Genomic DNA, 2,218 nt, shown 5'->3' on the forward strand with positions numbered 1-2,218 from the left:
GCCCGGTGTAGGCAAGCGGCGAAGGCTGCCCATGCGTAAAAAAGGTCCCGACCATGTGAAAGGTAAAAACGGGCAGCGCCATGAGACAGGCCCCGACCGCCGCCGTAATCAAAATACGGTTTTTGTGAATACGCGGGTCTTTACTGGTTTTCCAGAGCAGAAACACGCTGTCAGCGGCATAGTAGAGACCGAGAAAAAAGCACAAACCGACGGTAAGGACGAAAAACGGCCCCAGTTGGCTCGCCGCATGGGTGATTATTTCAAGGGCGGTCATCGTCATGGGCCTCAGAAGATGATGCGTCCACGGCTGGTCAGCACCTGGTCCGGACTAATAGCAAGTATCCGGAATCCGTCCAGCGTGGCACCGGCCTGAACCACATGGGTATTGCCTGAAGGCCCTTCAATCCAGGCCTGCCCGGCCCCAATGGATTCCACCGACCAGCCCGGCAGATTTTTGACCGGGACCGTGCTCGTGGACGAAGCAGATCGAGACATGGTTCGCGTCTGCTGGACGGTCTGCAGATGCTGCAGCTGCTGATCCATCCGGGTCTGCTCGGCCATCAGGATGCGCACTTCCTGACGGAGTTTTAGTACCGTCTGATGCATTTTTTTGAGCGCAACCGGTTTGGGTTTTGCAGGCATGATTCCGGATCTGGGCAAGGACCGCGTTGGTGTGCGTATCGCGACAGGTTCCGGCTTTTGGGGGACCCGAAGCCGACCCGGGACGCTGGCATGCCGTCCTTCGGGAGCCGTTCTGGTCACCAATCGCGGGCGTGGGTTGATCGGATGACTCGGGACGGACACAAAACCGTCTCCGGCGGGTTTGGGGGTATGCGGTGCAAAATCCCAAAAATAAATGCCCACCAGCAGCCCCAGGATGCCCACGCCGAACACTCCGGCAAAAACATAGAACTTGGTCTGTTCCTTCATACGGTCACCTGTACCTTTTCCCAGCTCTGAAAATACCGCCGCAGATGGATGTCCATTTGCATGGCCTGACGGTGCGTGAGTCCCAGCATGACGGCGGCCTGATGCTGCGAGCAGTCATGCAGGATCCGCAACTGCAGCCAATGCTTCAGAAAATCTGGCGTTTCCCAAAGAATCCGCTGGGCCAGATCTTTCTCAGGTCCACCTTCCTCCTCTTCTTCTGCCGTTTCCTGTGCCTGACGTTCACATAAGTCCTCCCAAGACTCCGTAGGTGGCTCCGGGCGCTGCGCCGAGAGCAGTCCCCGTACCTGCCAGAGTGTCCAGGTCGCAAAATGACCCCTTTCCGGATCCCAGTTGCGTAGGGCCAGGGTGATGGCCAGCCCCAAAAGACTCATGGCCTCATCGGGATCCATCCGCAGCGCCCGGGCCAGTCTGCGGATATGAGCGCAGTAAGGCCGCATGGCCGTCAGTAAATCATCGGCAGCCCGGGATTCACCCGCCTGCGTGCGCGCGGCGAGATGATCGATGGGAGGCACGGCATATTCGGTGTTCATTCGCCGCTCCCCTGCTTCGGCCCCTTGACCGGTGCCATGAACAGTACCCCAATACCGGTACCCGAACGGACCCGCACTGTGGGCGGCGTGTTGAAGCGATTGGCCATGATGGGGGCCAGGGTCTGCCCCACATTGCCCACGGCCGACAGGGCAATCTGGCCATTATCGAGCTGGTGGGTCACCACTCCCAGGCCGCTGCCGGTCAGATAGGTGCTGGTATTGGCATATTCCAGAGCGTCATTGACCCCCTGCAGAAGCGAAGCGCCGATCAGCCAGCCGTAGCGGTACAGCGTGTGGCGGTTGACTGAGGTGGCCAACGCCGTGCGGGCCGTGCGCAGGGTAATGGCCGTCGCCGTGATCGGCACCGTATGATGCTGCCAGTCCATACTGCTGAATTTGACCAGTACCCGGTCATGCACCCGCGCAAAACCACCCAGCAGGCGGGCTCCGGCGAAGCGGCCCGTTTCGATGGTTGCGAGCACCGGTCCGGGCTCGGTGGATTTAATGGCCGTATCCAGTACCGCGAAGCTGATGTGTCCGGCATTGGCCAGCAAGGGCGCTGGCGGTACCACCGACCGGATTTTGGACAGATGGTCAGCTGGCGTCCGGGCGCGCGCCTTCAGCAAAGCCGGATTGGGAAGAATCGCATAGGCGGAGAGCGTGGCGGCCGTGCTTTCGGTCATCAGCGCCGTTACTTCTGCCTGGATGGCCTTGGCATAGGGATTGGGGCCGTAATG

At 60.1% G+C, this 2,218-nt stretch carries 4 protein-coding genes; all 4 read right to left on the reverse strand.

Annotated features, from left to right (window positions below; translation table 11 throughout):
• On the reverse strand, positions 1-274 hold a 274-nt coding region (locus tag Q0C48_RS08905; protein WP_291523532.1), incomplete at its 3' end, for a hypothetical protein.
• Between the two features lie 11 nt (positions 275-285).
• Complete coding sequence (locus Q0C48_RS08910; RefSeq protein ID WP_291523534.1) at positions 286-930, reverse strand: hypothetical protein; 645 nt, start codon at positions 928-930, stop codon at positions 286-288.
• Entirely contained in the window at positions 927-1,481 is a 555-nt protein-coding gene (locus Q0C48_RS08915; protein WP_291523536.1) for a hypothetical protein, read from the reverse strand. The genes Q0C48_RS08910 and Q0C48_RS08915 overlap by 4 nt, the downstream gene beginning before the upstream one ends.
• Positions 1,478-2,218, reverse strand: a 741-nt coding sequence (locus Q0C48_RS08920; protein WP_291523538.1) for a DotG/IcmE/VirB10 family protein, incomplete at its 5' end; no start/stop codon positions are given. The genes Q0C48_RS08915 and Q0C48_RS08920, both read right to left, overlap by 4 nt.

This window comes from Acidithiobacillus sp. (assembly GCF_023255755.1).
Taxonomy (GTDB): Bacteria; Pseudomonadota; Gammaproteobacteria; order Acidithiobacillales; family Acidithiobacillaceae; genus Acidithiobacillus.

What these genes read in the sequence shown, in the direction of transcription:
- Q0C48_RS08910 (WP_291523534.1), bottom strand. Translation starts at nt 930, where the DNA reads ATGAAGGAACAGACCAAGTTCTATGTTTTTGCCGGAGTGTTCGGCGTG.
- Q0C48_RS08915 (WP_291523536.1), bottom strand. Translation starts at nt 1,481, where the DNA reads ATGAACACCGAATATGCCGTGCCTCCCATCGATCATCTCGCCGCGCGC.